Annotated in this window: 3 protein-coding genes and 1 pseudogene; 2 read left to right on the top strand and 2 right to left on the bottom strand. The window is 50.9% G+C overall.

Translation table 11 applies throughout. The annotated features are described in order from the left end of the window. Positions 1-446 (bottom strand): Lrp/AsnC family transcriptional regulator (locus N7650_RS27785; protein WP_279900898.1); only part of this gene is annotated, 446 nt, incomplete at its 3' end. 112 nt (positions 447-558) lie between these two features. Between N7650_RS27785 and N7650_RS27780 the strand changes: the two genes are divergently transcribed. Further along, complete coding sequence (locus tag N7650_RS27780; protein WP_279900897.1) at positions 559-1,200, top strand: LysE family transporter; 642 nt, start codon at positions 559-561, stop codon at positions 1,198-1,200. Between the two features lie 466 nt (positions 1,201-1,666). On the opposite strand, the gene N7650_RS27775 is transcribed toward N7650_RS27780, so the two are convergent. Next, positions 1,667-2,701: a hypothetical protein gene (locus N7650_RS27775; protein WP_279900896.1), complete on the bottom strand. Its 1,035-nt coding sequence runs from the start codon at positions 2,699-2,701 to the stop codon at positions 1,667-1,669. Between the two features lie 451 nt (positions 2,702-3,152). Between N7650_RS27775 and N7650_RS27770 the strand changes: the two are divergent. Next, a pseudogene (locus N7650_RS27770) lies at positions 3,153-3,602 on the top strand (hypothetical protein); the annotation flags it as partial.

Raw genomic sequence — 3,602 nt, 5'->3', positions numbered from 1 at the left:
CAGGTCGGCCGAACGGGTCGCTCAAGCGCGCGTGAGGGGATTGGGGTGGACATCACGATGGAGGTTCGCGTCTCGCCGTAGAGGTTGATCCTTTCGATCAGCCGCTCCAGGTCGCTCATGCTGGCGGCGACTACGCGGAAGATGTAGGAATCGGCGCCGGTGATGTGGTGGCATTCCAGGACTTCGGGGATCGACTGCAGCAGCTTGAGAAATTTGGCTTTGGCTGGCTGGGGGACCGTCATGGCCAACATTGCGCTGACCTGATAACCAGCTGCTACCGGGTTGACTCGGGCTGCGTAGCCCTCGATCACGCCATCCTCCTCCAGGCGCTTGACGCGTTCGGTGACGGCTGGCACCGAGAGATGCACGTGGCGGGCGAGTTCGGTGTAGGTCATACGGCCGTTGCTTTGGAGGCGGCCGAGGATTTTCCAGTCGATATCGTCCATACACCTTAATTCCTTAGGTAAAGCCTGAATATTCCTTGGAAAACACATTCAGCACAATCGGGCGGACACGTACCCTTTTCCCGTTATCAATGAGTAACGCCGGGAGAGGGCCATGTTGTTCGTCAAATCGCTGGTTATCGGCTTTTCAATTGCTGCACCCGTGGGCCCGATTGGATTGCTCTGCGTTCAGCGCAGCCTGAAACGAGGTTTTCGCTCGGGGCTGGCGACCGGGCTGGGGGCTGCAAGCGCTGATACGCTCTACGGGTTTCTGGGCGCGATTGGCATTACCGGCATCGCCGTTTCAGCCCCCTCTCTGGTGGTCTTTCTCAAAGTGGTTGGCGGTGCGTTCCTGGTGTGGCTGGCGTGGAGCATTACCCGGGACGCACTGAAACCCAGGCAGGCGGCGCAGGTGCCGGCCACGGCGGCAGTCACCCGTGATTTTCTGACAGCGTTTGGCTTAACCCTGTCCAATCCGATGACCATATTGGCGTTCATAGCGATTTTTGCCGCACTGGACCCGCTGGCCGTCGAGCACCAACAGGAAGGCAGAGCACTATGGCTTGCCACGGTTCCAATGCTCTGCGGGGTGTTTTTGGGCTCTGCTGCCTGGTGGCTATGCTTGAGCGGGCTCACGGCGGTGTTACGCAAGAAGATGTCTGTTTCATTCATGCGGGGCATCTCTGCAGTTTCCGCTGTGGTTATCGGCACCTTCGGTTTGGTTCAGGTATTCAACGGGTTGCGCGACGTCTTCTAGTCGACTCGGTCCGGGTAGGAGCTGGCTTGCCTGCGATGGACCGCAAGGCGGTCCCAAACACTGCCACACCGGACTTTCTGGGTTGATGCGATCTACCAGGCGCCTTGAATCCGGAATCTAATGCGAAGCTGAACTCGTGCTGGATGGTTTGAGGTCGCTGCGCACTCCCTCGCGATGGGCCAGAGCCCTGGCAAAGTAGAAAATGGGGACGGATTTAGCTCCACCAACGGAAAATAAATCTGTCCCCGTTTTTCGTTTTTTAGTTGCTCTTCATGCTGCTGGCCTTGTTGCTGCTTCAGATGCTTTTCGTGTCTCGCTATGAGTTCTGCGCTTCAATCTGTTGAACCGGTCCACAGGCGGTACAGTCTATAGAGACCGTATCACGCACAGGGAATTTTGTCACTGTGAGCTTGTAGACGGAGCCACACTTCTTGCAAGTGGTTTGACTCCTCATACACATCCTCACTCATACAGTCTTTGTTAAAAAATAAATCAGATACCCGCCTACGACAGAGGAGGCAACCGTCGCCACCCAGGTCAATACGGACGTACCCCAACGTGCAACCCAATTTTCTTCAACATCACTGAGACGAATGGAGGCATTTGGAATGAATGCCACATGCAACCACCCAACAAACTTAATCAACCCAAACACTAGAATGCCGACTAACGCTTTCATCCAAAACTCTGGCACGTAGGTTATTGCAACTATCATGACGAACAGTGCAAGCTGATTCAGGTTCAACCCAAACTTCTTGAAGTTCGTGATAATGCTTTTTTCATGTCTCACCAGCTCACTACGCAACATTTGGGCCTTACCTTCTACCCAAATCTCACGAACGCCCTGTACAACAACTCGATTGAAACCAGGCTCTGCCAGTTCTGCAAAAGCAAACCTGTTCACACCAAATTCGTCAGGCTCTTGCATGTACACCTTCAGGTAATTCAGCTTCTTTTGTCCATCCATCTGTGCTAGGAAGTCTTTCCCGTGCTGAGTCACTTCCGCTCCTGCACTTCTGTAGGTCACGATCAGCTTCGCTTCGGCGTTGAAGTCTTTCTTCACTGCCTCCATGAGCGATATCACATCGTCTTTTGCAAGCCTCAACGCTCCAAGCGTGTATGCCTGTGTGTAGAACTGTTCAATACCTAGGTCTGTTTTTTCGCTGGTCGCCGGGCCAACACCATGTGGATGGGCCATGAATGGGCCACCTGATCCTATCGAGGTGTACCATTCGCCTTTCAGACTGCCTTCTGGCGTGAGGGTTGCTTTGACAGTCAGCTCACCGTATTCAACTCCCTCCGCTTGCGTTATGGCCGTGCCAGTCAACTCCACTTTATCACGGTACGTGCCATGGATTTTGTAGGTGACGAGCCCGAATACTTCGTCATGGAAGCGGACAATACCGGCTAACTCCTCTCCGTCGTTTTCGAAGGTGATTGAAAGATTTCCTGTATTTGTTCCGAATGCTCGTCCTGCCCACAGCTTCCCCAGATTCGCCACAGCTTAGCCCCTATACTCCATCGACGATCAGTCCAGTGTAGTCGAACCCACCCCGTTGTTTACGGGCTCCAAGCACGATAGCATGATGCTATACCAGCATTCACAATTTTGGAGACTAGCAAAAACGGGGACGGATTTATTTCCACCAACGGCAAAGAAATCTGTCCCCGTTCTCAGTCCCCGTTTTCAAGCTGCTTTCAATAAGGGGCTGGCTGAAACAGAGTGCCCAACCAACAATTAATGCGCAAGCTTATCATAAGCTAATAATTCTTATTCAGAGATAGCACACACATTTGATGGCACCCAAAACACAGTTGATAAGTTAAAGCGGCGGCGACCTCATATTGCCATCATAGAAATTTATCGTTAGGCTGACCTACCTTGTAAATATTAAAAAGAATTACACAGCAACTAACAGCGACCCTAGAAAATTCACGCATGGAGCAAGTATATGTCAGAAATCTCAGGAAACTCATCAGCTAGAGCCATTGAAAGCGTTTACAAAGAAAACAAGAGATTTGTTGTAATTGGCTTAACAGGAAGAACAGGTTCAGGCTGCTCTACATCGGCAGAAATTCTTTGTAGCTCCACCATAGAACTTCCTGAGAATGCCTATACCGGGATCACAAATAATGAGCTTAGAAAGCACCGAATAATAAAAAAATTCATCGAGCACCGATGGCAGCCTTTCAAGTGCCTTCAAGTCAGAACAGTTATAACTCGATACATACTTGAACTAAACTTCTCAGAGTTTTGCCGATTTGTGTCAGATGTAATGACTGGAGACATGCAAAAAACATCAGAGACATTGAAAGATATAAAACAAGAATACGACGACCTACACATCGAAATATCAGAGTATCTAAGGAGCCCTGAAGGCTCGCTTAGTGAAATAGAACTC

Origin of the sequence: Pseudomonas sp. GD04058, assembly GCF_029836855.1 — a bacterium.
Classification (GTDB): domain Bacteria; phylum Pseudomonadota; class Gammaproteobacteria; order Pseudomonadales; family Pseudomonadaceae; genus Aquipseudomonas; species Aquipseudomonas bharatica.
The sequence above is the reverse complement of the archived record's forward strand: the minus strand, read 5'-3'. Positions and strand labels throughout refer to the sequence as shown.

Bases quoted from the DNA above. Each gene is read 5' to 3' on its own strand.
- N7650_RS27780 (WP_279900897.1), top strand. From the start codon at position 559: ATGTTGTTCGTCAAATCGCTGGTTATCGGCTTTTCAATTGCTGCACCC.